Genomic DNA, 24,407 nt, shown 5'->3' with positions numbered 1-24,407 from the left:
ATGTTGCGCAATTTCCTTTTTCAACTAAGGTTCTCGCTCCCGGTGCCGTTATCTTTTCTGGACAGCCCTCGTGCCTCGAATGCTGATCCGTTTTCTTGCCTGCTCGCGTTTCGCGTGAGCAGGCTTTTTTCATTTATGGCGGAATGAGACAGGGACTTGGCGCGAGCCGACAGCGCGCAACAGTCTTACATTGGTGTAACGTATCGACTTCCTCGTGCCCTCATGCTTTGCAGGGCCGTTCGATCCCGACAGCCAATGACAGTGTCGGGATTTTTTTTGCCTGTGCCTCGTTGTTTTGGCAACGAACTGCAGCGGTGCACGAACCCGGCATGGCGTCCGGCAGACAACTGCTGACGCGATCGCGTCAGGCGTGACGGAGGCGAACGCCTGCAAACATCACGAGCCAACGTGCGGCGACGGCACTTGCAAGGTACGCGACGATAACCTGCGCGTGGCGACATTGAGCCTTGCGCGCCTCCACGCGGTATATTTCGCGGCGAGACGTTCCGATCAAGAGAACAAGTGGAAAGAGTAACCACCGATGCCGGAAACCCGTGCCACGCTGCGTGCCGCGACAGCGCAAGACGCACGGCACATCGCTCGCCTGCACACGCTGAGCTGGCAAACCGCATACAGCCATATCTTGCCGGCGACCTACCTGTCCGACGAGGTGCCGACGGAACACGCGACCCGGTGGCGGCAATATTTCGATCGCAACGAAAACGAGCGGGGCCTGGTGCTGATCGCCGGGGCGGACGGCGAGCCCGTGGGGTTCGTCAGTGCCGAGCGCCCCGTCGATCCGGCGCTGGGCGTGCTGCTCGACTGCCTGCACGTCCATCCTTCGCGTCACGGAGGCGGCACGGGCAAGCACATGATCGAAGCCGTCCGTGCATGGGCGCGAACGCTCGGCGTGCACCAGGTCCATCTGAAGGTATTGGCGGGCAACGAGCGCGCGATCGGTTTCTACGAGCACAACGGATGGCAACTGGCGGGTATCGAAACGAGCCGCATCGGCCAGACGGAAGTCACCGACCGGATCTATGCGATACAGGCCTAGCCACCTGGCCACATTCGAGCGAACGGCCGCATGATGCGCGGCCATCGCCGGGCGAAAGCCGAACGTACTTCACGGTGACACGCCGCAGTACTGCACGAGCAAATCGGCTTCCGTTTCGTGCACTTCGACGGGCAGGGTCGTTGCACCTGCATAGGCAAGATAGCGAGCGCGATGCTGGCCGTTCCGGAACGACGCGACGCCGACCTTCGACAGCCCGGGGATGCCGAGCAGCGTTCGCGTTCTCGTCTCGCGAAACGTGATGTACGGCATGTCCGGAATCCTGTCCTGTTCAGGATCGAGGAATTCGCGAATGCCCGCGGCTTTTCCTGGGGCCCAGTAAAGAACAGGCGGCAACACGTAGTCCGTCGTGTCCCGGTCGGCACATGCCAGCAGTTTCGGCAGGTCGATCGTCACGACCCGGTGTCGCGTATCGTCGCACGAGAATACCCGCTTGAGGTGCGTATGGGCATACGGAGTGTGCCCGGGAAGCTGGACAATCCAGACCTCTACGCCATTTTGTTGTGCGCGGGCGAGTGCCATTTTTTCCTCTGGTATTGCAAGCGGCCGTCTTGGCCGGAGTTTAGCAGTGCGATTGCGATGGCGAAGCAGGGCAATACCCGGTACAGGAAAGCGCCGAGGGGAATGGTGAGCAAATCGAGTACAGTCATGTGTCGGCGATCGTTATCGACAGGTTATGAGAATATCGTGATCCCGCCAGCGGGAATGATCCGTCGCGCGAATTTCATGCAGAGTTCACACTGTGTCGCGAAACCCGTCAAGCGCGGATGATCACAAGAACAGAGAGGGCGGATTGGCCGGAGAAAACCATGTCGTCGAAACTTGAGATCGAATATCTCGATTACTGTTTCACCGCGACGCTCGAAGTCAGGGAGTCCGGTCGGATGGGCGTTGTCGATTGGCATCTCGAATCCGATTCGCGAAGCAAGACACTTGCGTGGACCGTATTCGACCGCTATCTCGAGCGGAATGATTTCGCGGATGAAGAGGATGCGCGTGCCAATATCGTCGACTGGCTGGAGCGGCTGGCCGCTCCGGGATTGGGTGCTTCCGCGGAAATGGCGAAGGCGAATGTGGTCGTTGCCGGCGCGGTGGTGACGGGCGCATCGACTGCATCGAACGCGTCAACGACATCGACCACATCGACTGCCGAAATCGTCGGCGAAACCGTCATCGACATCGCCAGCGATCTCGACTGGATCGAGATGGTTGCCGAATGGCTTTTCAGCTGACCGGCATGAGGACGAAACCCGGCTGTCATGATGCGGGCTCTTGTGTTCGCGAAACATGGTTTCAAAAAAAGATGCAGAAAAAATGAAGCCTGAATCGTGTCGATCGGAAAAATAGAATAAACCTGCTTTGACAGCAGCCGCGACTTAACGGAGACTTGCGCCGGGCCTGAAGATATCCGCTTGCATTAAAACAAGATCAAATTCCAGACATGAAAAGAAGAGCGCTGCTGACGGCGGGCGCGATCGTTGTCGCCGCCGGCCTGACAGGCTGCACGGCAATGCTGTTCGAAGATGGCCGATATGAAGAGACGGTCGACCGATTTCTCGTCAGCGAGGACGGCAAGAAATTCGTCGTGCTCGGCGAGAAATATCACTACATCTTCGATATGCCCGAGCATCTCGGCGCCGTGCTGGCATCGCCCTACCGCAAGTCGATCAACGCATCGCTCTATGAATTCGTCGCGCAGGGCAGCAAGATCTCGGGCAAGTTCCGGCTCCGGCTCCGTCGCGCCGATATGACCGACGAGGGCTGGGACCGCGCGCTGGAGGACGGTTTCACGATGCGCGGGAGCAGGGATCTGGAGATGAAGGGGGAACTGGCCGGTTCGCGTTATCTGGCCGATGGTTTTGCACAGGGCAAGACGTGGTCGTCGTTTGCGCATTCGTACAAGATCGACGTCACCGATCGCATCACCACGGCGGGCAAGGCCGTGCGCGTGCTCGCGACGCCCGTCACGCTCGCGGCCGACGGCGTGATGATGATCGGGGCGGTGGTGCTGTCGCCTGTCATCGTGGTGTTGCTCGCGCCGGTCGCGGGCGTCGCGCTCGGGCCGTGACGCGATCCGCGCGGCACGCGAGCGTGCCGGTTGCCGCGGCATTGTCACCAAATGGTGAGTTGCCGCACAGATCGTTGCGCGGCCGGCGCTCACAATCTGGCCGGTTGACCGTTCTTCCCCGGCCCGGTCAACCATTTCCCCGCTCGCTCGCGCAGGAGCGGGGGCTTTTTGCCCGTCCGACGCCGCAAGGCCGCGTCGGCGGAACCGGACAGGCGTTCGGCGGGCAGCGCAATCGCACCGGTTGCGTGTCCCTGCATCCGATCGCCCGGTCCGCACGTATCGCTTTCCTCGTGCCTGAGCGAACCCTCAGGCCCATCGCCGGTTTCGGCCGGTGATGCCTTGGTCCCGGCGGCGCGCATCAATGCCGCCGGGATGTTTTTTGCGCCGGATGCGTTGCATCACGTCGCTTGCGGCGGGCAGGTCAAACCGATCGGCCAGCCTGTTCGACGCTGGTTTCCCATCCGTCGTATTCCCCTCCGAACGAATGTACCTCGCGATTGATCGCGACCGTATGGCGTGTGATGTCGGCCAGTGCCATGGTGCCCTCGTGCGAGAACCGTACGGCCGACTTGCCGTCCTCGGTGGGGGCGACCGATTCGACCGGATAGCCTTTCGCTTCGGCCCAGTCCGCGAACTGATGCGCGTCGCTCTGGTCGGGGAAGTACGCCCAGTGCATCACGCGCCGGCTTACATCGCCGGCGTTGCCTTTCTTCCGCAATTCGTCCAGCACGCGCATGTCGCGCATGATCTGCCGGTCGTCGTCGGTCGGGTAGAGCGTCTGCCAGTACGCTTCCTTGTCCGGATCGTCCTGGTGCGCGTACTGCAACGCGTAGGTCGTCTGATCGGCCAGCGCGTCGATGATCTCCGCCGCGGCCTCTTCGTCGAGCGATACGTAGAAAAGGAAATCCCGATGGCCGTCGACGGTGATGCGGCCGACCTGCACACCACCTTTCGCCGTGATCGTGGCGTCCAGCAGGTCCTCGATCTTCGCGAGATCGGCGAATTCGTCGCCGGTCGGCAGGCCTTCCGGCGTCGGATGCGCAAAGGGGACGCGCACGCTGAGCAGCGACGTGCGCGGATCGCCTTCCGCGATTTCCGCAAAGTCGTGGTTGAAGCTGATGAAAGCCTGATGGTCGCCCATTCTGGCAGGGAAGGTTCCCCAGGCGTCGGTCATGTGTTTCTCCCGTGCACGATTGTCTGTTGACGGTTGTAAAGCGTCCCAATGTATCATCGAAAATCGCGTTGACCGGAGGGGCGCACATGATCGCGAGTCTGGGCATCCTGGTGCCGGTCGAAGACGATCGCTTTCGGGCGGTGGTGGATTTCTACCGTCTGGCGCTTGCGCTGCCGGTTCACTACGAAGGCGTGTCGGCCGCGGGGAATCCGTGGCACCGCTTTGTGATGGGCGGAGCAACGCTGACCGTTCACACCGGCAGCGGCGGCAGGTTTCCGTATCCGGAGTTTCGGCCGACCGGCCATGGCATTGCGCTGGCCGTCGAAGTCGCGCATGTGTCGGAAGTCGTCGCACGGCTCGAGTCGTGCCGCGTCGGCATCCTGAACGAGTGGGACTACGGCGACGGCACGGTTGCGATTTCCGTGGCGGACCCGGCGGGAAACGTCTGCGAGATCTGGGGCCGTCCGTGACCGTGCATCGGTACGGCGGGCCGCAAAAATATTCGAAGGAGATGCCGATGTCGATGTTTGCGGTGAATGGTGTGCGAATCGATCCGCTCAGCGCGCGCGTGACGCACGTGCGCTGGGCGGCCGTGAATCCGTCCGACCGGTCGTGGGCGGCGACGCCGAGCGAAGCGCCGGTGGCGGACGTGGCGCGCGCGCTCGCGTCCGGCAACGATGTCCGCGCAATCTTTTCGGCATCGGACGCCACCGCGATCGGGCCCCGGCTCAAACGCGTGCTGTATCGCGATGCATCGGAAGGCATCGAGCTCGACATCGATGCCACGAACGAATCGCGCACGTTGCGCGATCTGCCGCAAATCTGACCGAAGCGGCATGCGCCGTCGCATGAATGGCGGCACCTGGCCGAACGGTAGCTCGCACGACGTCGATCGCGAGGAGTAGTATTGGACGATCGTCGTGCCGCATGGCCGGTTGTGCCGAACGGTTTGACGGGTCACGCGATCTTCAGCGAGCCGTTACCGGAAGCGAACTTCGCAAACGCGTACGAGATCATGTCCAGATCCCTCATCGCTCCGTGGGCATCCGCGCTTTGTCTGGCGCTGTCGGCTTGCCAGACGGCGTCCGAGCCGCCTCCGCTGCCGTCGCCCGACACCGCGTCGGCGGCCGCAGCCGTTCCGGCATCGTCGCCAGCCGCGCCGATCCGTGGCATCGGCCTGGCGCCTCATCTGGCAGGGCAGAGTCACTGGGCCACCGGTCAATGCACGACCAACGGCACCGTCAAGGTGTGCAACTGAATATGACCGGTGCCGGCCGGGCACTGCCCGTTCCGCATGGACGAGTGCGTGCTGCCGTGCGTCGATGCGTACCTTTTTCAATCACGATCATTTCCCGTCGGCACGCCGACCGTTTCAGCGCATCGACGGGGTGTCCAACTTCGCTCACCCGGCGGCCGTCGAGGTGAGCGATCGCACAATGAAAGACGCACTTGAATCCATCGATTCCGGCTGGCACGTCGATCCGGTCGCGGGAACGATCATCGGCCAGTTGCCGGTGACGCTGGCGGTTGACAGCCGGAGCCTGAAAAGAAGGGCGATCGCGTGCATGGTGCTGGCCGCGGCAAGCTTGTGCGGTTATGCGGCCGCTCCGGCACTCTGGCCGGTAGCGGCGCTGGCCGGATTGCTGGCGCTGGCGGGGGCCGCCTTCTTCGTGTCGTCGCGACGCAGGATGGTGCTGCATGTCGACGAGACGGGTTTCAGGCTGATCGGAGGCGTACGCGAACAACCCGCCACGCCATGGCGTGATGTCACCGAATTCCGGATCATCAGCGTCGCAGGCAATCGCTACATCGCCTACCAGTTCTCGGCGCATTCGTCGCGCACCAGGGTGCCGGGCGGCGTGATGCTGCCGATTGCCCGGTTTGCCGATCTTCCGCTCGATGCGGTGGCAGGACTGCTCGAGGCATGTCGCCGGCAGTTCGGCATGCCGGACAACGAGGTCGACCGAACGGGCGGGTGACGCCCGATGCGGCGACTCCGGGCGTCCTGATACTCGAGAAAACAAAAAAATGCAGGGCGCCGTGTCGATTTCCGCCGGGGTCGTCCGTCGTAGCATCGGAGGCGTGCGCATCGCGCGTCCGTCCCGATTCCGATACGACAACCGACCGAAGGAGTGACACCCATGTCCACGTCCGTCAAACCGATCCCGGAAGGGATGCGTACGCTGACGCCGCACCTGATCTGCGCCGGCGCAACCGCAGCCATCGACTTCTACAAGCGCGCGTTCAATGCGAGCGAACAGTTTCGCCTGGCGATGCCTGACGGCCGGCTCGCGCACGCGTGCCTCGTGATTGGCGATTCGACACTGATGCTGGTGGATGAAATGCCCGAACACGGCGCGCTCGGGCCGAAGGCCCTGAAAGGCACGCCGGTCTGCCTGCACCTGTACGTGCCTGACACGGACGCGGCGATCGCGAAGGCGGTCGCGGCCGGCGCGACGGTGACGATTCCTGCCGCAGACATGTTCTGGGGCGACCGCTACGGACAGGTCGAGGATCCGTTCGGACATCGCTGGTCGCTCGCGACGCACCAGCGCGACCTGACGCCCGAACAGATCGCGGAGGCGATGGCCAGCGCGCCGCCGTGCGGCAGCTGACACAGCCGCGCCACCGCAGTTGAACGGCAGGGCGGCGGCATGTGCCCGCGCTCACGCGCTGGCCGACCTGCCGCGCTGCTTGTGCTCGTACATCCGCTGGTCGGCCGATGCGAGCAGGCCGGCCACGTCGTGATGGTGCGCGGGGTCGTAGTCGACGTGCCCGACGCTGAACCGGATGTCATAGCCGCGCGCGTCGGCCGTGTTGCGCAGCGCAAGCGCCTGCGTCACGCGGTCGACCGGCTCGGCGACGTCGGCCGGATCGGTGGCACTCAGCAGCACGACGAACTCGTCGCCGCCAAGCCGTGCGATCACGTCGCTGTCGCGCAGTGCGCCCGTCAGCGTGTCGGCAAATGCCTTGAGCGCGCGGTCGCCCTCGGCATGGCCGAAGCGGTCGTTGATCGCCTTGAAATCGTTCAGGTCGAAGAACAGCAGCACCGCGTGACGACTCAGGCGATCGCACAGGCTCAGCACGTGGCGGGCCAGGATCTCGAAGCCGCGGCGGTTCGTCAGCTGGGTGAGCTCGTCGGTGGTCGCGAAATGCAGCGCGGCGATCTCGCGTTCGGTCATGTGGGCGAGATCGCCGAGCAGCGCGAGCTCGTCGGGTTCGAGCGAGCGCGGCCGCGTGTCGATCAGGCACAGCGTACCGATGGGCGCGCCGTTCGGCGCCGCGAGCGGCCGGCCGGCGTAGAAGCGGATGCCGGGCGCGCCGGTGACGAGTGGATTGTCGTGGAAGCGATCGTCGTTCAGCGCATCCTGGATCACCATCGTATTGCCCGCGAGCAGCGCATGGGAGCAGAACGACACGTCGCGCGACGTTTGCGTGACGTCGAGCCCGGCATGGCTCTTGAACCACTGGCGATCGTCGTCGACGAGGCTGACGAGTGCGATCGGCACGTCGAACAGCCTGCGTGCAAGACGCGTCAGGCGATCGAAGCGTTCTTCGGGCGGCGTGTCGAGGATCGAGAGCGAATGAAGCGTATCGAGCCGGGCCGCCTCGTCGGCCGGTTTCGGTGCAATTTGCATGGGTCGTGTCCTTTGTCCCGGCTGCGAGGCCGGTCACGGGATCGTATGCCGGACAGTATCGCGCATTGCGCGGCGCATCGCCATTCCGGCAATCCGGAAGCGGGCGGTTTCGGCCTGGCCCGGATCGTTGCAGATGCGGTGAGAAGCAGGCGTCATGGGCCCGCGTTTCGCCCCGATGCGCAATCCGGTGTGCGACGTCTCAAGGTGCTCGGCGCAGTGCCGTAAACAGGGCGAGTCCAATCGTTCATCGCCTTCCATTCCACCATGGTTCGAATTCTGTACGCGGGCTATCTCGCGTTTGCGCTGTATCTGCTTTATCCGATGGTCCAGAACACGCTGGCATTCGGCGTCGTATGTGTGAGCAACGCGCTGCCGGGCGGCGCCAGCGGCTTGTCGACGTCGTCGGCACGCGGCGCGGGTGCGCATGCGAATCGCTGCGCGCCGATGGCGCAGGCCGGTGCCGCGACGGGGCGGACGGCTGAAATCCATTAAGCAGGCGACGCGTTGGCCATTCGGCCGAATTGAGCTTCGCGCGACGCTCGCCGATCATCTGCAATACGGCGGATCGAACACGGGGGTGAGCGCGGCGCGTGTCAGTAGCTGGAGCGGTACGGCGTGCCCTGGTCGAAACGGCTTTGCCAGTGCGTGAGATAGCGCGACGCGAGTTGCGGGTTGTTCCACACCACGACGACGTTCTCGGAATTGCGGCTGGCCGCCGACGCGCTGTAGTTGAACGAGCCCGTTTCGACGTGCTCGGCGTCGATCACGAGGTACTTGTCGTGATGGATCGCATAGGCGTCGATCGTGCGTGTCGGGATGCCTGCGTTGACGAGCAGGTTCAACGCCTGCTTGCTGCTCTTTGCGCGATTGCCCTTGTCGTCGACCACCACCGCGACATTCACACCGCGTCGCTTGGCGGCGAGCAGTGCGCGCGTGACGGGCGGCGACGTGAACGAATAGGCGGCGACGCGGATTGAACTGCGCGCGGCGCCGATCGCTTTCAGCACCAGCGCTTCGGCACCGCCATCGGGCGAAAATGCCGATTCGACGACCTGTGTTGCGGGCGCTTCGTGAGTGGGGGCCGGTAGCCACTGCGACACGAAGTCGATCGCCTGCTGGAGCAGCGATTCGCTTTGCGTCTTGCCGAAAGCGGTGAACGGTGTGGCGAGCAGGGAGGCGGCGAGACAGGCAGCGGCGAGGCGATTGCGCGACAACATCTTGGACAGCGAATAATTTCGAGACAGCGGGCCGTGAGTGTAACGCACACGTGGCGGCCCGGTCACGTGCGGATGCAACGGGATGACGCATCGCGAAGACCGGCGATGGCAGCGGCGGTGACGCAAAGTTGCGTTGTGCGGAATCCGTGTGTGCGATCGGGGCGATCGGCGGATGGGGGCGATGGCAGCGCGTGAATGCGCGTGCGGCGGCAGGGTGTCGGCGTGCAAGCCGTGCGAGAGTGCAACCAGGTAGGCTCGCTGGAACCGGCGACAGCAACGCGAACGCAACGAACGATCCGTGTGCGTCACGCGCTCCCGTATGCGTTTCCGTACGCGCGATGCGTCAGTCCTCGGCCGCAGCCCTTCCGGCAGCTTCGGCTGCGACCCATCCGGGGCCACGCTCCGGCTGCACGTCGCGCGCGTCGAGCGGCTCGCCGCACGCCGAGCATACGGTGACCGCGTGCATCAGGTGGCCGCAGGTACGGTGACGCAACTGCACTGGTGGCCCCTGGCCGTCGTCTTTCCAGCGGTCTCCCCATGCGGTCAGCGCAAGCAGGGTCGGATAGAGGTCGAGGCCCTTGTCCGTCAAACGATATTCGAAACGCGGCGGGCGTTCCTGATAAGCGCGCTTGGCCAGCACGCCCTCGTCGACGAGCCGCGCGAGCCGCTCCGCCAGCACATGGCGCGTGACGCCGAGCTGGGTCTGGAACGCGTCGAAACGGCGGCAGCCGAGGAACGCGTTGCGGAGGATCAGCATGGTCCAGCGGTCGCCGAGCACGGCAAGCGTACGCGCGACCGAACAGTTCAGCGTGCCGATGTCATCCCATTTCATCGTCGAGTCTCTTGCGGCGGTTCAGCGAAATAGCGGGCTCGATTATAGAACCCGCCTTCGACTGCAACGAGCCCGGCCACGTTGACAACGACCGTGATCGTTGTGAATAATCAGTTCCAATTTGGAACTTACTCGCGCGGCGACGCGCTTTCAACCCGGAGACAACCCGATGAACCCGCTTTCCCTGTCTGGTCTCGATCTGCTGCGCGCAGCGGTATCGGGCGATGCGCCGCTCGCGTCGATTTCCGAGACGATCCCGATGCGTCCGCTCGACGTCGAGCTCGGTTATGTGAAATTTTCGGCGCGGGCGGACGGCCGGCACCTGAACCCGCTCGGCGGCGTGCACGGCGGGTTCGCTGCGACGGTGCTCGATTCGGTCACGGGGTGTGCGGTGCATTCGATGCTTGATGCGGGCGTCGGCTACGGTACGGTCGATCTGCATGTGAAGATGCTGCGGCCCGTGCCGCGCGACGTCGAGCTGGTTGCGGAAGGGCGCGTGATTCACCTGTCGCGTTCGCTGGGCGTTGCCGAGGGCACGCTGAAGACGCCGGACGACAAGATCGTCGCGCATGCGTCGGCGACCTGTTTCATCCAGCGGCCGCAGTAACGGGGGCTGCAATGTCTTCGTTCGGGCCCTGCGCGTGAACGCTCGCACCTTTACCGAAGGCCGCCTGTAAGCGTGTGCGGCACCTGTCTGAAGCGGTCGCTTCAATGTGATAGCGTTCCTGCTTTCCACTGACGCGACAGGAACAGCATGGAATACCGCACACTCGGCGATTCGGGCATCGAGGTCAGCCTGATCGGCCTCGGCACGATGACGTGGGGCGAGCAGAATTCGGAGCGCGATGCGCACGAGCAGATCGACTACGCGATCGGGCAAGGCGTGACGCTGATCGATGCCGCGGAGATGTATCCGGTGCCGCCGAAGCCCGATACGCAGGGGCGCACCGAACAGTACATCGGCACGTGGCTCGCGCAGCATCGCGCGCAGCGCGAGCGCATCGTGCTTGCGACAAAAATCGCGGGGCCGGCGCGGCAGCCGCACAATCCGCGCCATATTCGCGGCGAAGGCAACCAGTTCGACCGGAAGAACCTGACCGAAGCGCTCGACGGCAGCCTCAAGCGCCTGCAGACCGACTACGTCGATCTTTATCAACTGCACTGGCCCGATCGCAGCACGACGACGTTCGGCCGTCCCGCCTATCCGTGGGTCGACGACGCCTACACGGTGCCGATCGAGGAAACCCTCGGCGTGCTCGCGGAATTCGTGAAGGCCGGCAAGGTACGCGCGATCGGCGTGTCGAACGAAACGCCGTGGGGCGTCGCGCAGTTCCTGCGCGCGGCCGAGAAGCTCGGGCTGCCGCGCATCGCGAGCATCCAGAATCCGTACAGCCTGGTGAATCGCACGTTCGAGAACGGGCTGTCGGAGTTCACGCATCGTGACGGCGTCGGCCTGCTCGCGTATTCGCCGCTCGCGTTCGGCTGGCTGTCCGGCAAGTACGAGAACGGTGCGCGTCCGGCCGGTGCGCGCATCACGCTGTTCGAGCGTTTCCAGCGCTACAGCAAGCCGCAGGCCGTCGAGGCGACGTCGCGCTATGTCGCGCTCGCGCGGCGTCACGGGCTGTCGCCCGCGCAGCTCGCGCTGGCGTTCGTCAACAGCCGGCCGTTCGTGCGCAGCAACCTGGTCGGCGCGACGTCGCTCGAGCAGTTGAAGGAGAACATCGGCAGCGTCGACGTGAAGCTGTCCGACGAGATCCTCGCCGAGATCGACGCGCTGCACGAACGGCAGCCGAACCCGGCGCCGTAAACGGCGCGCGGCCCGCGCGGCGACGATGCCGCGCCGGGCCGCACCGGCGGCGCGTCGCCGCGCCGTCGTTTCTTCCGTTATCGCATCTTGAGCCGGGTGCGCGCGACGAACAGCGCGACGAGGCTCAGCACCGCACACCCCATCAGGTAGAGCGCCGGCGACAGCCGGTTGCCGGTCGCGCTGATCAGCCAGGTGATGACGAACGGCGCGAAGCCGCCGAACAGCGTGACCCCCGTGTTGTAGCTGACCGCGAGCCCCGTTGCGCGCGTCTGCGACGGGAACAGCTCGGCCATCAGCGCCGGCAGCGCGCCGCAGTACATCGCCTTCAGCGCGCCGATCCAGACCAGTGCGGCGAGCATCGTTGCGAACGACGCGTGGCGCGTGAGCCAGGCGAACGTCGGCCACACGCTGACGAGCATCAGCAGGGCCGCGGCCGCCATCATGCGGATCCGCCCCGTGCGATCGGACAGGTGGCCGACGACCGGCGTGACGAGCGTGAGTACGAAACCGGTCGCGAGCGTCGCCGCGAAGCCCGTCGACGCGGGCAGGCCGAGCTGCTTGATCGCATAGGTCGGCATGTACAGCACCATGTAGTTGATCGCGGTCGAGATCACGAGCGCGCCGATCGACAGCAGCAGCCGCAGCTTCTGATCCGCGAACAGTTCGCGCACGGGCGCTTCCGAGCGCGCCTGCGTCTTGAACTCGACGCCTTCGTCGACGTAACGGCGGATGTACAGTCCGACCGGGCCGATCGCGAGCCCGAACAGGAACGGCACGCGCCAGCCCCAGCTTTCAAGTTGCGCGGTTGTCAGCGTGGACGTCAGCAGCGCACCGAAGCCCGACGCGAGCAGCGTCGCGAGGCCCTGGCTCGCGAACTGCCAGCTCGACATGAAACCGCGCCGCTGCGGCGCGTGCTCGACGAGGAACGCGGTCGAGCTCGCGAATTCGCCGCCCGCGGAAAAGCCCTGCATCAGTCGCGACAACATGATCCCGAGCGGCGCAAGTATGCCGATCGATGCATAGGTCGGCATCGACGCGATCAGCAGCGTGCCGGCCATCATCATCGCGATCGACAGCAGCAGCGACGCCTTGCGGCCCGCGCGATCCGCGTACGCGCCGAGTACGAAGCCGCCGATCGGCCGGATCAGGTAGGACAGCCCGAACGTGCCGAGCGTGAGCATCAGCGACGTCGCTTCGCTCGTGGCGGGGAAGAACAGCTTGGCGATCGTCACCGCGAAGAAGCCGTAGACGATCAGGTCGAACCATTCGAGTGCGTTGCCGATCGACGCCGCGAAGATGATGCGCCGGATCTTCGCGGCGCTGGGGAGGGCGGCTTCCTGCGAGGTCAGGGTGGTCGTGTTCATCGTGTGGGCAGATCCCGTGAAAGGGGCGAAGCGCGTTACAGGGTGGCGCCGGCCGCGGCGGGCGCCGCGCGGCGAACGGTCGGGGCGTCCTCGCCGAGATCCCAGAAGAGACCGGCCATCATCTGCAGGCCCTCACTGACGACGCTCGCGAGCAGGTGCTCGTCGGGCGCGTGCTGCGAGCACGCGGGGTACGAATGGGGTACCCACAGGGTCGGCAGCCCGAGCGTGTCGGCGAACACTTCGTTCGGCAGCGTGCCGCCGAGATTCGGCAGGATCGCGGGTTTCTTGCCGGTGGTCCGCGCCAGCGACGCGACCGCCCAACGGACCCACGGATCGTCCGGCGGCACGCGCGTCGCCGGTGCACCGCGCTCGACGTCGATCTCGATGTCGGCGAAGCCGTGCGCATCGAGGTGCGTGCGCAGGTGCGCATGCAGCGCCTGCCAGTCGGTGCCGACGACGAAGCGCAACTGGCAGTGCGCATACGCGGCGGGCGGGATCGCATTGACGGGGTGCTCGGGGTTGCCGGCCTTGAATGCGAGGATCTCGAACGTGTTCCAGCCGAACACACGCTCGGGCGCGGTGAGGCCGGGCTCGCCCCAGCCGGCGTCGAGCGCCGGATCGCCGGGGCCGCCGCCGACGCAGAGATCGGCGAGCGCCTCGCGCACGGCGGCCGGGATCGGCGGCGGACGCAGCCCCGCGACGCGAATCGCGCCGCGCGCGTCGACGAGGCTCGCGAGTGCGTGCGCGAGCACGATCGCCGGATTGCGCAGCAGCCCGCCCCAGTTGCCGGAGTGATGCGCGCCGTCACGGGCGCGCAGGCTCAGCTTGAAATTGACCGAGCCGCGCGAGCCGAGGAACACCGTGGGGCGCGCGGCCGCGATGCGCGGGCCGTCGGACGCGATCAGCACGTCGGCCGCGAGTGCATCGCGCTCCTGACGGCACAGTGCGTCGAGGCCCGGCGAACCCGTTTCCTCGCCCATCTCGATCAGCAGCTTCGCGTTGAAGCCCATCCGGCCGCCGCGCGCATCGAGCACGCTCGCCAGCGCGGCCAGGTTGATGGTGTGCTGGCCCTTGTTGTCGGCGCTGCCGCGGCCGTACCAGCGGTCGCCGTCGGCCGTCAGCGTCCACGGCGACAGCGGTGCGCGCCACTGCGCGTCGTAGCCGCGCACGACGTCGCCGTGGCCGTAGATCAGCACGGTCGGCAATGCATCGTCTTCGTGGCGCGATGCGAGCAGGAACGGGCCGCCGCCGTCGACGGGATTGTCGACGATCCGCGACGTGAAGCCGAGGCGCGCGGCCTCGGGTGCGATCTCGTCGGTCAGGTAGGCGCGCAGCGCGGCACCGTTGCCGCTCTCCTGGCTTTCGGTTCGCAAGCCGACGCGGCGGCTCAGGGTCGTGAAGAACGCACCGGATTCGAACTGGTTCAGCGCGTGCTGGATGGCGGCGGTACGGCTCAAGTCGTGTCTCCTCTGTCGGGTTCGCTGCACGCCGCGGATCGTGCGTGCAGCGTGAAGTGCGATCGATTCTAGAAAGCCGTTTTTTTTGTCACAATGATCGAATTTCGAACCTTTCTTTGCCGAAAAGGCAAAGCAGCGCGGCCGGCAGCCGGGTGGAGACAGAACGATGGCGGCTTTCCTGCATGGCCTGGCGTTGCGGTATTTCGTCGAGGTGGCGCGCACCGGTTCGATCAGCGACGCGTCCGCGCGGCTGCACGTGGCCGTCTCGGCGATCAGCCGCCAGATCGCGAAACTCGAGAGCGAGCTCGGCGCACCGCTGTTCGAGCGCCGGCCGCGCGGGATGGCGCTGTCGGAGGCCGGCGAGCGGCTTCTGGCGTTCGCGCAGCGCAGCCTGCTGGAGGCCGAGCACGTGATGAAGGACATCGGCGGGCTCGACGCGCTGCACGGCAGCCTGCTGAAGATCGCCTGCTCGGAAGGGTTCGCGATCGATTTCCTGCCCGGCACGCTCGCGCGCTTCAAGGCGCGCCATCCGGGCGTCGATTTCTCGGTGTGGGTCGTGTCGCCGGCGGACGCGACGCGGCGCGTGCGCGACGGCGACGTGGACATCGCGTTGAGCTTCAGCCTCGCGCCGGAGAAGGGCGTGCGCGTCGAACATACCGAGCGCGCGCCGATCTTCGCGCTGGTGCGGCGCGACCATCCGCTCGCGACGCGTGAAGCGGTGTCGCTCGCCGATGTCGCGCGTCACCCGCACGTGCTGCCCGAGGCCGGCACCACGGTGCGCCAGTTGATCGACATCGCATGCGCGCTCGACGGGCTGCTGCTCGAGCCTGAACTGACGAGCAACAACACGGCGGCGATGTACGGTTATGCGCGGCGCACGGGCGCGGTGATGTTCACGGGGCTGCTGTCGGTGCGCGACCGCTGCGCCGCGGACGGCTTCGTCGTCGTGCCCGTGACGAACCCGCAGTTGCGCGAGCGCAGCATCCAGGTACAGACGATGGCGGGGCGCGATCTGCCCGCGTCGGTTCGCGCGTTCCGCGACCATCTGATCGACGCGATGCAGGCCGCATCGCCGCCGCCGGCCGCCGCGCGCGGCCCGAGACGCCGGCCCGTGAGATAATCGCCAATCCGCCTTCCGTGCCCATGCGGCTCATCGAGCCGCATCGCCCCTGTTCGACGCCAAATTGAAGAACCTGATTGTCACCCTCGATCGCGCCGGCGAGTTCGACGAGATCATCGACGTGCGCACGCCGCTCGAGTTCGCCGAGGATCATATCCCCGGCGCGCTGAACGCGCCCGTGCTCAGCAACGAGGAGCGCGTGCTCGTCGGCACGATGTACCGGCAGGTGTCGCCGTACGAGGCGACGCGCGTCGGCGCAGCGATGGTGGCACGCAACATCGCGCGTCATCTCGACACGACGTTCGCCGACCGGCCGCGCAACTGGCGGCCGCTGATCTACTGCTGGCGCGGCGGCAAGCGCTCGGGCTCGATGACGACCTGGTTCAACCTGATCGGCTGGAAGGCGCGCCAGCTCGACGGCGGCTACAAGTCATACCGCCAGTCGGTATGCGCGACGCTCGACTCGCTGCCGACGCGCTTTCGCTACATCGCGCTCGTCGGCCATACGGGCTGCGGCAAGACGCGCCTGCTGAACGCGCTGCGCGACGCGGGCGCGCAGACGCTCGATCTCGAGGCGCTCGCGTGCCATCGCGGTTCGCTGCTCGGCGCGCTGCCGGGCAAGCCGCAGCCGGCGCAGAAGGGGTTCGATTCGGGGCTCGTCGAAACACTTGGGCGTTTCGACCCCGAATGGCCGGTGTTCGTCGAGTCGGAAAGCCGCAGGATCGGGCTCGTGCAGTTGCCGATCGCGTTGATCGAAGCGTTTCACGCAGGGCCGTGGGTGCATGTCGACGCGGCGCACGACGAGCGCATCGCGTTCCTCCTCGACGATTACGCGCACCTGTTCGACGAACCGGACGCGTTCAAGGCACAGCTGCACCGGCTGATCGGCCTGCACAGCCGCGAACAGGTGACGCACTGGAAGGCGCTGATCGATGCCGGCGCGCGTGCCGAACTGTTCACCGAACTGATCGACAAGCATTACGATCCCGCCTATGCGCGCACTTATCGCGCGACGTACAACAAGCCGAACCGGGCGCTGACGTTCACCTTCCGGCCCAACGCGGCCGATGTGTGCGACCAGGCGCGCACGCTGCTGGCGCAACTCGCGCAGGCCGGGCTGCCCGCGTCGGCCGCGCTTGCGGCAGGCGTGAAGCCCGCCACCGACAAAAACCAATCGACGATCACACGATGACGACCACACGCACCCAACCCAATCCGGCACTCGGCTGGATGACCTTCCTGCTGATCGCGGTCGCGGGACTGTTCTATGTGAAATGGTTCCCGTACTACAACAAGGCGTTCGTTGCCGCCGAGCATCATTCGATCGGACAGTCGATCCTGATGGGCACGTCGGCGGCCGCGCCCGAGCCGTCGCTGAAGGCCGCGCTCGACTACGCATGGGCGTACGGCAAGGCGATCTGGCAGGCGATGGTGCTCGGCTTGCTGCTCGGTTCGGCCGTGCAGGCGCTGCTGCCCGCGCACTGGGTCGCGCGCGTGCTCGGCCGCACCGGCTTCGGCAGCGTCGCCGCGGGCGGCCTGCTGTCGCTGCCCGGCATGATGTGCACGTGCTGCGCGGCGCCGGTCGTCGCGGGGCTGCGTGCACGCCATGCCTCGCCGGGCGGCGCGGTCGCGTTCTGGCTCGGCAACACGGTGCTGAACCCGGCGGCGCTGGTTTTCATGGGCTTCGTGCTCGGCTGGCACTGGAGTGCGCTGCGCCTCGTGCTCGGCGTCGCGATGGTATTCGGGATCGGCTATCTGCTGAACCGGATCGCGCGCCCTGAAGACGCCCGCATCGACGATGCGCAGCTCGCCGCGCTGGCGGCCGAGCAGGCCGCGGCCGGCAATCCGTTCGTCCGCTGGATGAAGCTGCTCGCGCGCATGGCCGTGCGGCTCGTGCCCGAATACATCGTGCTCGTGCTGCTGCTCGGCGCCGCGCGCGCATGGCTGTTCCCGCATATCGGCCCGGACATCGGCAATCATCTCGGCTGGATCGTCGCCTTCGCGGTCGCGGGCATGCTGTTCGTGATCCCGACGGCGGGAGAGGTGCCGATCATCCAGGCGATGCTGTCGCTCGGCATGGGCGTCGGCCCGGCCGCCGCGCTGCTGATGACGCTGCCGCCGATCAGCGTGCCGTCGCTCGCGATGCTCGCGCGTTCGTTCAAGCCTTACATGCTGGCCATCGTCGCGATCCTCGTCGTCGTGTTCGGGATCGCGAGCGGCCTGCTCGCGGTCGCGCTCGGGTTCTGACGCGCGCAAGCGGTGCGCCGGCCGGGCGCAATCGTCGTATTCATCCGGCGCCGCCGTTTCACGCGTGCGGCGCCATTTACAAGAAGCAAACAGGAAAACGCATGACCCAACCGAAGATTCATCCTCGACTCGAAAAGGCGCTGACGCGCGGCGATCTCGCGATCCGCCAGGCCAATTCCGCGCGGGCGACTGCCGTGCTGAACGCACTCGGCACGATGATCATCGAGGCCTCCGCAACGATCGGCGTCGAGGCCAGCATCGACATTCCGCAAGGCGACCGCATTTACGATCCGGTCAACGGCCTGTGGCCGCAGAAGATGCTGGTGTCGTTCGACGGCCCGGTGGACGAGGCCGACAAGGAAGAGCTGCGCTCGGTTTATCTGGTCGCCGACGATCCGGGCACGCAGTTCCGCGTCGAATGGCATCGTGCGGACGGCAAGCTCGGCCGCCAGGAAGGTGGCCCGCTCGCGACCGTCGCGTTCCTGACCGACGTCGAGATCCCGTGGAGCGACGACGACGAGTAACGTCGTCGCATGAAGCCGGCGCCCGGTGCGCCGGCCGTCAGCGCATCATCCGCCGCCGGAACAGCCAGGCGGACAGCAGGAACCCGCCGATCGCATAGCCGGCGAGCACCGCGACATGCAGCGCGACGTCGGTCGCCGGCCGGCCGAGCATCGCGGGCCGGATCAGCTCGACGGCGTTCGCGAGCGGCAGTGCCTGCGCCGCGTGCCGCGCGATCGGCGGCAGCTGCGCGGTCGGGAAGAACACGCCCGACAGCAGCAGCATCGGCGTCAGCACGAGCGTCTGATAAAACATGAAGAAATCGTAGGACGGTGCGAGCGCCGTGACGATCATCGCGACGCTTGCGAACGCGAGGCCCGCGAGCGCGATCACGGGCAGCGCCGCGAGCATCGACGGAAACTGCGCATAGCCGAGCGCCCCCGCGACGAGCATGATCGCGGCCCCCGACAGCATCGCCTTGCTGGCCCCCCAGACGATCTCGCCGAGCACGATGTCGCCGAGCGCAAGCGGCGTATGCATGATCGCTTCCCATGTGCGCTGCACATGCATCCGCGAGAAACCCGAATACATCGACTCGAAGCTCGCGGACATCATCACGCTCGAGCCGACCGTACCGGCCGCGAGGAACGCGATATACGACACGCCGTCGACATGGCCGAGCATCAGGCCGAGCCCGAACCCCAGACCGAACAGATAGATCATCGGATCGGCAAGATTGCCGAACATCGACGCGAGCGCGAGCTTGCGCCAGACGAGATAGTTGCGCCGCCAGACGGCGATCCAGTTGGTTGCGTTCGCGGGCATCGCGATCGCGAAGCGTGACACGCGTGGCGGTGCCGACGGGGCGGTGGCGGAATAGTTGCGCACGTCCATGATCGATCAGTCCTGCATTTCGCGGCCCGTGAGCCGCAGGAACACATCTTCCAGATTGGCCGGGCGATGCAGATAGCGCAACCCCGTGCGACCCTTGAGTCGCGCACTGAGCGGTTCCGGGTCGCTCACGTAGCAGAACAGCGTCTCGCCGCTGATCTCGGTGTGCTTCGCGAACGCCGCCAACTCGTCGCGCAGCGTGGCCGGATCGGGCCCGTAGATCTCGATCACGTCGCAGCCGATCTCCGATTCGATCAGCGCGTGCGGCGCTCCTTCGGCGATCTTGCGGCCTTCCTCGATCACGCACAGCCGGTCGCACAGGCGCTCGGCTTCTTCCATGAAGTGCGTGGTGATCAGGATCGTCTTGCCTCGAGCGAGCAGCGAGCGCAGGCGTTCCCACATGAGGTGGCGCGCCTGCGGGTCGAGGCCCGTCGTCGGCTCGTCGAGCACCAGCACATCGGGATCGTTGACGAGCGCACGGGCGAGCGTGAGCCGGCGCTTCATGCCGCCCGACAGCTCGCCGACCTTCGCATCGGCCTTGTTCTCGAGCTTCGCGAATTCGAGCAGGGGTTTCACGAGCGCGTGCGCAGCCTGCGCAGACATGCCGAAATAGCGGCTGAAGACGAGCAGGTTCTCGCGCACGGTGAAGTCGGGGTCGAGATTGTCGAACTGCGGGACGACCCCGACACGCTGGCGCGCATGTCGCGCACGCGATGGAACCGGTTCGCCGCAGAGCGAAATGGTGCCTGCATCGGGGTGCGTGAGGCCGAGCAGCATTTTCAGCGTGGTGGTCTTGCCCGCGCCGTTGGGGCCGAGCAGGCCGTAGCATTCGCCGGCCTGCACGGTGAACGACAGGCCGTTGACGACGAGCTTGTCGCCATAGCGCTTTTCGACGTTCCGGAAATCGATCGGTGCAACGAGCATGGGTGTGTTGTCGTTGTATGCGGGCGCGGCAGCGTTCCGCTGCCGGATGCGTGGCCGGTTGGCGAACCGATCGGACGATTGCCTGTCACACGGGCATGACCGAAGCGCACGACGCCGGCGCCTGGTGGCCCGCTGGAGTACGAACGGGCCATTCTAGTGCATCGGCTGCGTCTCTTCAGGGCATGCCTGCGCGGGGCGATGCATGCGCGCACCGATCGTGCACCGCATCATCGCGCACGCGCCGAGCGGGGCGAATCAGCGTTTTCCATCCCTTGCGTCCTGAATTGCGGCGCACCATGATGAATGCGTAGGCTCGTTGTTGCGATAGGGAGGTTTCATGGCTAGCTACAACAAGATTCTGCTGTGTTACGACGGCACGCTCGAAGGGCGCAAGGCACTGCGCTGCGGCGCCAATCTCGCGATGGACCTGAAGGCCGAGACGCATTTGCTGTCGGTCGTCGACATGCGCTCGAGCATTGCACAGAGCGCGGGTTTGCTGACCGACGTCGCGTGCGGTCGGTTCGAGGAAACCGCGCGTGAAATCCTGCAGGAAGGGGTGAACTGGCTGCGCGAGCGCGGCGTGCAGGCCGAAGGCCATTTCGCATTCGGCTATCCGATCGACGAAATCGCGAATCTCGCGACGGAACTGAACGCCGATCTCGTCGTCGTCGGCCACCGGTGCCGCAGCGGGCTGTCGAGATGGTGGATGGGCTCGGGCAACACGCAACTGCTCGATCGCGTGAACTGCAGCATCCTGGTCGCGTGTTCGTCGGCGCAAGAGCAGAAGGCCGAAATCGCACGCGAGCGTGAAGCGGCCACGGCGAACGGCAAATGATCCAATGATTCGATGACTGCCTGACTGGCGAACCGTGCCGGTCGGGCAGTCACGCCGCCTCAGTGGCTCGGGCGACTCCCCCGAGCCAGTCAAGTCCTGTCGAGCCCTGTCAAGCGTGCAGGTCGATTGCGGACAACTTCCACGAGAACAGGCCGAAGCGGTGGAATATCGCCGCATAGCGCGTGCCGTCGGCACTGCGCTGGTAGGTCACGACGAATTCATCGATATTCCGGTAGCCGGCACTGGTTTGCTGCTGATGCGGCGAATGCGTTGCATCGACCGGGCTGGCCGGCGCGGCAGCAGCAGGGGGCGGCGATGATGCGGCCGCCGCGTTGCTGCCCGGAGCGGCTGCGCTTGCCGAAGCCTGATTGGGCGCCGGTGCGGCCGGCGTGTTGCCCGGCGCATCGCTGCCTGGTGGCAGATTCGACAAGTCAGGTGGACGCTCCCCCGGATTGCCACGCGGAGGCAATCCACTCATCAGCGCGGCCACGCCCTCCGGGGTCGCGTATGCATCGACCAGCGGGCCGATCAATGCCGACCCGATCAGTGCACCGAGCACCGCGAATGGATTGCTCTTCTTCACCGCGTCGATCCGGCGCATCAGCTCTTCCGTGACCTGCTGCTTCAGGCTGATGCGCAGCGATGGAAAATCGACGTATTCACTGATGGCCTGCGCATCGCGCGCATCGATCGCCGTTTTCAGGCGGCCGAGCGCGACGTACGGCGACGCGTAGGCATAGCCGATCGCCGCAACGGCGGCGATGGCCAGCACGATGATCAGCAGGGGTTTGAGCCGCCATGCGCGGCCCGAAGATCCGGTCACGTTGCCTCCGGTGCGGGGATGTTCCGCAATCAGAGACCGCCAGGCGTGGCCGATCGTTCCTCTGCAATGCAGCGATCGATCATCCGGCACACGGCATCGATCGTGCCGACCATGATCAGGCGCGACCGACCGTGATAGACGCGCACCGGCGCGCGGCGCGCGGGTTCCGCGTGATTCAGGCCGGCGTTCAGCGATACCCGCGCGAAAGCGGGGAGCGCCGACGGCAGCAGGGACGCCTGCCGTTCGACTGCGACTTCTTCTTGCACAGGCGCCGCCGCGGACAGCGGTGCGCAGGGCGTGCGGCCGCGCAGGTGACGCAGACGACCGAATTGACGGAAAGGCAGCAGGCGGGCAAGGCGTTCCATGATGTTCTCCTCAGCGAGACGGAATGTCAGAGTTCGCCCGAGCGGATCAGCCCGACGGCGATGCCTTCCAGCGCGAATTCCGCGCTGCCGGCCTTGACGAAGATGTTTTCGTAATCCGGGTTCTCCGCGATCAGCTCGAGACCGCCCGGCCGGCGCATCAGGCGCTTGACCGTGACGTCGTCGCCGAGACGCGCGACGATGATCTGGCCGTCCTTCGCTTCCGTGCGCTTCTGCACGGCGAGCAGATCGCCATCGAGGATGCCGGCGTCGCGCATCGACAGGCCGCGCACTTTCAACAGGTAGTCGGGCTTGCTGGTGAACAGCGCGGGATCGCACGCGTAATGCTGCGAGATGTGCTCCTGCGCGAGGATCGGGCTACCGGCTGCCACACGGCCGACGAGCGGCAGCGACAGCTGCATCAGGCCGGCGTGCGGGAGCGTGAACTGGTGCGGGGCATCGTCGATGCCGAGCAGGCGGATGCCGCGCGACGCGCCGGCGGCCAGCTCGATCACACCCTTGCGCGCCAGCGCGCGCAGATGCTCTTCGGCCGCATTCGGCGAGCTGAAGCCCAGTTCGGCCGCGATCTCGGCACGGGTGGGCGGGAATCCGGAGCGCTCGATCGCGCGACGGATCAAGTCGAACACTTGCTGCTGACGGGCGGTGAGTTTGGTCATGGCTCAACTGTATGGATAGACAGTGAGCTGTATTTTTATACAGTAGTTCGCGAATTTCAAGTGTTACGTGAGGTTCGACGCGATCACGCCGGTTCCGACGTGATTTTGCGACGTCCGGACGCCGGTTCATCTGCCGCAACCGTCCATCCCGTCTGCGTTAGCACTTTTGAGTATTAAAAAATGAGGAACGATTATTTTTAATCATGTAACCCGTTCGCTAGACTGGCCCGACATCGCAATACCGACAACACTGGAGAACCAAGGATGGGCAAGCGCAATACGGGGCTGGTGGGCGGAGTGGGCCGCCTGATCGCAACACTCGCGCTGGGCGCGGCGGCGGCGCTGGGCGTCGCGACGCACGCCCAGGCCGATACGACCTTCCTGAACGTGTCGTACGACCCGACGCGCGAGCTGTATCAGGACTTCAACCAGGCGTTCGGCAAGGAGTGGAAGGCGAAGACGGGCGAGACCGTCAACTTCAAGCAGTCGCACGGCGGTTCGGGCGCGCAGGCGCGCTCGGTGCTCGACGGCCTGCAGGCCGACGTCGTCACGCTGGCATTGGCGTACGACATCGACGCGCTCGCGAACAAGGGCCTCGTCAACAAGGATTGGCAGAAGCGCCTGCCCGACAATGCGTCGCCGTATACGTCGACGATCGTGTTCCTGGTACGCAAGGGCAACCCGAAGGGGATCAAGGACTGGGACGACCTGACCAAGCCGGGCATCTCGATCGTCACGCCGAACCCGAAGACGTCGGGCGGCGCACGCTGGAACTACCTGGCCGCATGGGCGTACGCGGTGCACAAGCCGGGCGGCAACGAGCAGACGGCGAAGGAATTCGTCACGAAGCTCTACAAGAACGCGGGCGTGCTCGATTCGGGCGCACGCGGCGCGACCACGAGCTTCGTGCAGCGCGGGATCGGCGACGTGCTGATCGCATGGGAAAACGAGGCGTTCCTGTCGGTCAAGGAATTCGGTACCGACAAGTTCGAGATCGTCGTGCCGTCGGTGAGCATCCTGGCCGAGCCGCCCGTCGCGGTGGTCGACAAGGTGGTCGACAAGAAGGGCACGCGCAAGCTGGCCGATGCGTACCTGAACTTCCTGTACAGCCCGCAGGGCCAGGAGATCGCGGCACGCAACTACTACCGGCCGCGTTCGAAGAACGTGCCGGCGGAGCTGACCAAGCAGTTCCCGAAGCTGAAGCTGTACACGGTCGACGATACCTTCGGCGGCTGGACGAATGCGCAGAAGACGCATTTCGCGGACGGCGGCGTGTTCGATTCGATCTACAAGCCGCAGTAACACCATAACGACAGCGGCGCGCCACGACAGCGCGCCGCACCCTCGGCGGGCCGCCGGCGCAAAGCATCGCGCCGGCGTTTGCGTCGGACCCAT

29 protein-coding genes are annotated in these 24,407 nt (G+C 65.7%); 17 read left to right on the top strand and 12 right to left on the bottom strand.

The window, feature by feature from the left end:
- The first annotated feature begins 541 nt into the window (after positions 1–541).
- Positions 542–1,057: a GNAT family N-acetyltransferase gene (locus tag ABIC51_RS09535; protein ID WP_175899871.1), complete on the top strand. Its 516-nt coding sequence runs from the start codon at positions 542–544 to the stop codon at positions 1,055–1,057.
- Positions 1,058–1,126: 69 nt separating this feature from the next.
- On the opposite strand, the gene ABIC51_RS09530 is transcribed toward ABIC51_RS09535, so the two are convergent.
- Complete coding sequence (locus ABIC51_RS09530; RefSeq protein ID WP_059700129.1) at positions 1,127–1,597, bottom strand: plasmid fertility inhibition factor family protein; 471 nt, start codon at positions 1,595–1,597, stop codon at positions 1,127–1,129.
- A 287-nt stretch (positions 1,598–1,884) separates the two neighbouring features.
- On the opposite strand from ABIC51_RS09530, the gene ABIC51_RS09525 reads away from it, so the two are divergent.
- Positions 1,885–2,307, top strand: a complete 423-nt coding sequence (locus tag ABIC51_RS09525) for a hypothetical protein (protein WP_175899868.1) — start codon at positions 1,885–1,887, stop codon at positions 2,305–2,307.
- A 209-nt stretch (positions 2,308–2,516) separates the two neighbouring features.
- A complete protein-coding gene (locus tag ABIC51_RS09520; RefSeq protein WP_059700133.1) occupies positions 2,517–3,143 on the top strand; it encodes a hypothetical protein in 627 nt (208 codons plus the stop codon).
- Positions 3,144–3,564: 421 nt separating this feature from the next.
- Here ABIC51_RS09520 and ABIC51_RS09515 read toward each other — a convergent pair whose 3' ends face one another.
- A complete protein-coding gene (locus tag ABIC51_RS09515) occupies positions 3,565–4,317 on the bottom strand; it encodes a DUF695 domain-containing protein (protein ID WP_175899865.1) in 753 nt (250 codons plus the stop codon).
- Positions 4,318–4,343: 26 nt separating this feature from the next.
- Between ABIC51_RS09515 and ABIC51_RS09510 the strand changes: the two genes are divergently transcribed.
- The 5 genes from ABIC51_RS09510 to ABIC51_RS09490 all read left to right on the top strand — a co-directional run bounded on the left by ABIC51_RS09510 (position 4,344) and on the right by ABIC51_RS09490 (position 6,932).
- The gene (locus ABIC51_RS09510; protein WP_175899862.1) at positions 4,344–4,787 is read left to right on the top strand and encodes a VOC family protein; all 444 of its coding nucleotides are present in this window, start codon (positions 4,344–4,346) and stop codon (positions 4,785–4,787) included.
- Positions 4,788–4,834: 47 nt separating this feature from the next.
- Positions 4,835–5,143, top strand: a complete 309-nt coding sequence (locus ABIC51_RS09505; RefSeq protein WP_048020799.1) for a phosphatidylserine/phosphatidylglycerophosphate/cardiolipin synthase — start codon at positions 4,835–4,837, stop codon at positions 5,141–5,143.
- Positions 5,144–5,332: 189 nt separating this feature from the next.
- A complete protein-coding gene (locus ABIC51_RS09500; RefSeq protein ID WP_081052453.1) occupies positions 5,333–5,575 on the top strand; it encodes a hypothetical protein in 243 nt (80 codons plus the stop codon).
- A 178-nt stretch (positions 5,576–5,753) separates the two neighbouring features.
- The gene (locus ABIC51_RS09495) at positions 5,754–6,296 is read left to right on the top strand and encodes an aspartyl-tRNA synthetase (protein ID WP_124839013.1); all 543 of its coding nucleotides are present in this window, start codon (positions 5,754–5,756) and stop codon (positions 6,294–6,296) included.
- A 162-nt stretch (positions 6,297–6,458) separates the two neighbouring features.
- A complete protein-coding gene (locus tag ABIC51_RS09490; protein ID WP_046545626.1) occupies positions 6,459–6,932 on the top strand; it encodes a VOC family protein in 474 nt (157 codons plus the stop codon).
- A gap of 51 nt (positions 6,933–6,983) precedes the next feature.
- On the opposite strand, the gene ABIC51_RS09485 is transcribed toward ABIC51_RS09490, so the two are convergent.
- Positions 6,984–7,955, bottom strand: a complete 972-nt coding sequence (locus tag ABIC51_RS09485) for a GGDEF domain-containing protein (protein ID WP_175899859.1) — start codon at positions 7,953–7,955, stop codon at positions 6,984–6,986.
- Positions 7,956–8,219: 264 nt separating this feature from the next.
- Between ABIC51_RS09485 and ABIC51_RS09480 the strand changes: the two genes are divergently transcribed.
- Complete coding sequence (locus ABIC51_RS09480) at positions 8,220–8,447, top strand: hypothetical protein (protein ID WP_060196514.1); 228 nt, start codon at positions 8,220–8,222, stop codon at positions 8,445–8,447.
- Between the two features lie 101 nt (positions 8,448–8,548).
- Here the strand turns inward: ABIC51_RS09480 and ABIC51_RS09475 are convergent, their stop codons facing one another.
- Positions 8,549–9,172: a phospholipase D family nuclease gene (locus tag ABIC51_RS09475; protein WP_060172125.1), complete on the bottom strand. Its 624-nt coding sequence runs from the start codon at positions 9,170–9,172 to the stop codon at positions 8,549–8,551.
- A gap of 343 nt (positions 9,173–9,515) precedes the next feature.
- A complete protein-coding gene (locus tag ABIC51_RS09470) occupies positions 9,516–10,004 on the bottom strand; it encodes a winged helix-turn-helix transcriptional regulator (protein ID WP_060084825.1) in 489 nt (162 codons plus the stop codon).
- 169 nt (positions 10,005–10,173) lie between these two features.
- On the opposite strand from ABIC51_RS09470, the gene ABIC51_RS09465 reads away from it, so the two are divergent.
- Positions 10,174–10,611 carry a PaaI family thioesterase gene (locus ABIC51_RS09465; RefSeq protein ID WP_021156998.1) on the top strand — a complete coding sequence of 146 codons (438 nt, stop codon included), beginning with the start codon at positions 10,174–10,176 and terminating at the stop codon, positions 10,609–10,611.
- A 147-nt stretch (positions 10,612–10,758) separates the two neighbouring features.
- A complete protein-coding gene (locus tag ABIC51_RS09460; protein WP_027787488.1) occupies positions 10,759–11,811 on the top strand; it encodes an NADP(H)-dependent aldo-keto reductase in 1,053 nt (350 codons plus the stop codon).
- 77 nt (positions 11,812–11,888) lie between these two features.
- On the opposite strand, the gene ABIC51_RS09455 is transcribed toward ABIC51_RS09460, so the two are convergent.
- Both ABIC51_RS09455 and ABIC51_RS09450 read right to left on the bottom strand, forming a co-directional pair.
- Entirely contained in the window at positions 11,889–13,175 is a 1,287-nt protein-coding gene (locus tag ABIC51_RS09455; RefSeq protein WP_060084828.1) for an MFS transporter, read from the bottom strand.
- Between the two features lie 35 nt (positions 13,176–13,210).
- Complete coding sequence (locus ABIC51_RS09450; RefSeq protein ID WP_059700150.1) at positions 13,211–14,632, bottom strand: M20 family metallopeptidase; 1,422 nt, start codon at positions 14,630–14,632, stop codon at positions 13,211–13,213.
- A gap of 166 nt (positions 14,633–14,798) precedes the next feature.
- Between ABIC51_RS09450 and ABIC51_RS09445 the strand changes: the two genes are divergently transcribed.
- The 4 genes from ABIC51_RS09445 (at position 14,799) to ABIC51_RS09430 (ending at position 18,523) form a co-directional block, all read left to right on the top strand.
- A complete protein-coding gene (locus ABIC51_RS09445) occupies positions 14,799–15,752 on the top strand; it encodes a LysR family transcriptional regulator (protein WP_060172132.1) in 954 nt (317 codons plus the stop codon).
- 64 nt (positions 15,753–15,816) lie between these two features.
- Positions 15,817–16,944, top strand: coding sequence for a tRNA 2-selenouridine(34) synthase MnmH (gene mnmH, locus ABIC51_RS09440; RefSeq protein ID WP_027787485.1), 1,128 nt, complete (start codon positions 15,817–15,819; stop codon positions 16,942–16,944).
- Positions 16,941–17,999, top strand: a complete 1,059-nt coding sequence (locus ABIC51_RS09435) for a permease (protein ID WP_059700154.1) — start codon at positions 16,941–16,943, stop codon at positions 17,997–17,999. Before mnmH ends, ABIC51_RS09435 begins: the two co-directional genes overlap by 4 nt.
- 101 nt (positions 18,000–18,100) lie before the next feature.
- Entirely contained in the window at positions 18,101–18,523 is a 423-nt protein-coding gene (locus tag ABIC51_RS09430; protein ID WP_027787483.1) for a hypothetical protein, read from the top strand.
- A 37-nt stretch (positions 18,524–18,560) separates the two neighbouring features.
- Here the strand turns inward: ABIC51_RS09430 and ABIC51_RS09425 are convergent, their stop codons facing one another.
- The gene (locus ABIC51_RS09425) at positions 18,561–19,394 is read right to left on the bottom strand and encodes an ABC transporter permease (protein WP_175855453.1); all 834 of its coding nucleotides are present in this window, start codon (positions 19,392–19,394) and stop codon (positions 18,561–18,563) included.
- Between the two features lie 6 nt (positions 19,395–19,400).
- Positions 19,401–20,315, bottom strand: a complete 915-nt coding sequence (gene nodI, locus ABIC51_RS09420; RefSeq protein WP_021157008.1) for a nodulation factor ABC transporter ATP-binding protein NodI — start codon at positions 20,313–20,315, stop codon at positions 19,401–19,403.
- A 337-nt stretch (positions 20,316–20,652) separates the two neighbouring features.
- Here nodI and ABIC51_RS09415 point away from each other — a divergent pair, with 337 nt between their 5' ends.
- Positions 20,653–21,150: a universal stress protein gene (locus tag ABIC51_RS09415; RefSeq protein WP_021157010.1), complete on the top strand. Its 498-nt coding sequence runs from the start codon at positions 20,653–20,655 to the stop codon at positions 21,148–21,150.
- Between the two features lie 109 nt (positions 21,151–21,259).
- Here the strand turns inward: ABIC51_RS09415 and ABIC51_RS09410 are convergent, their stop codons facing one another.
- Genes ABIC51_RS09410 through lexA form a run of 3 tightly spaced genes read right to left on the bottom strand, consistent with a single transcriptional unit; the run spans position 21,260 to position 23,012 of the window.
- Positions 21,260–21,973, bottom strand: a complete 714-nt coding sequence (locus tag ABIC51_RS09410; RefSeq protein ID WP_060196504.1) for a DUF2939 domain-containing protein — start codon at positions 21,971–21,973, stop codon at positions 21,260–21,262.
- Positions 21,974–22,002: 29 nt separating this feature from the next.
- The gene (locus ABIC51_RS09405; protein WP_006476078.1) at positions 22,003–22,338 is read right to left on the bottom strand and encodes a hypothetical protein; all 336 of its coding nucleotides are present in this window, start codon (positions 22,336–22,338) and stop codon (positions 22,003–22,005) included.
- 26 nt (positions 22,339–22,364) lie between these two features.
- Positions 22,365–23,012: a transcriptional repressor LexA gene (gene lexA, locus ABIC51_RS09400; RefSeq protein ID WP_006754655.1), complete on the bottom strand. Its 648-nt coding sequence runs from the start codon at positions 23,010–23,012 to the stop codon at positions 22,365–22,367.
- 264 nt (positions 23,013–23,276) lie between these two features.
- On the opposite strand from lexA, the gene ABIC51_RS09390 reads away from it, so the two are divergent.
- Complete coding sequence (locus ABIC51_RS09390; protein WP_011351893.1) at positions 23,277–24,314, top strand: sulfate ABC transporter substrate-binding protein; 1,038 nt, start codon at positions 23,277–23,279, stop codon at positions 24,312–24,314.
- Positions 24,315–24,407: the final 93 nt, after the last annotated feature.

This window comes from Burkholderia sp. 572, assembly GCF_040545135.1.
Taxonomy (GTDB): domain Bacteria; phylum Pseudomonadota; class Gammaproteobacteria; order Burkholderiales; family Burkholderiaceae; genus Burkholderia; species Burkholderia cepacia.
Note: the sequence above shows the minus strand (reverse complement) of the source record. Positions and strands in the feature narration are given on the sequence as shown.